This is a genomic window from Burkholderia sp. A2, from assembly GCF_001729305.1.
In the GTDB taxonomy this organism is placed as follows: domain Bacteria; phylum Pseudomonadota; class Gammaproteobacteria; order Burkholderiales; family Burkholderiaceae; genus Burkholderia; species Burkholderia sola.
The window spans coordinates 438-1175 of sequence record NZ_LZXX01000061.1 but is presented as its reverse complement, the minus strand read 5'-3'; the positions used below and the strand labels follow the sequence as shown (position 1 = coordinate 1175).

The window sequence follows — 738 nt, the reverse complement described above, 5'->3', positions numbered from 1 at the left end:
CGCGGCGGCCGCGTCGATCTGCGCGGGCGTCACGTGCTTCGGGAGATCGATGGACATCGGCCGGCGCCTCAGTCGAGCGGCACGCGCAGCAGTTGCGCGCACGCGGTGGCGGCGGCGACGGCTTCGTCGCGCGTCTCGGCCGTGAAGTTCACGTGGCCCATCTTGCGGCCGACGCGCGCTTCTTCCTTGCCGTACAGGTGCAGGTGCGCGGCCGGCATCGCGGCGACCGTGTCCCACGGCGGCGTGACGGCCTCGGCCGCCGCACCATCGGGAAACCACACGTCGCCGAGGATGTTCAGCATCGCGGCCGGCGAATGCTGGCGCGGGTTGCCGAGCGGCATGCGCGTCATCGCGCGCACCTGCTGCTCGAACTGGCTCGTTGCGCACGCATCGACCGTGTAGTGGCCGGAGTTGTGCGGGCGCGGCGCCATTTCGTTCGCGACGAACGAGCCGTCCTCCAGCACGAAGAATTCGACGCACAGCACGCCGACGTAGCCGAGCGTATCGGCGATCCGCACGGCCGCCTGCTGCGCCTCCTCGACGCGCGCGGCATCGGCGGCCGGCGCCGGCACGACCGTCAGCGCGAGGATGCCGTTGTGATGCACGTTCTGCGCGAGCGGGAACGCGGCCGAGCGGCCATCGGCGCCGCGCGCGATCAGCGCGGACACTTCGTATTTCAGCGGCAGGCGCTTCTCCAGCACGCACGGCACGCCGCCGAGCGCGGCATGCGCGTCGCGC

The 738-nt window shown here is 72.1% G+C and carries 1 protein-coding gene; it reads right to left on the bottom strand.

Annotation, left to right across the window (positions count from 1 at the left end; translation table 11 throughout):
* Nucleotides 1-68: 68 nt before the first annotated feature.
* Nucleotides 69-738: ATP-grasp domain-containing protein (locus tag A9Z05_RS37575; RefSeq protein ID WP_256121854.1), on the bottom strand; the 670-nt coding region annotated here is incomplete at its 5' end.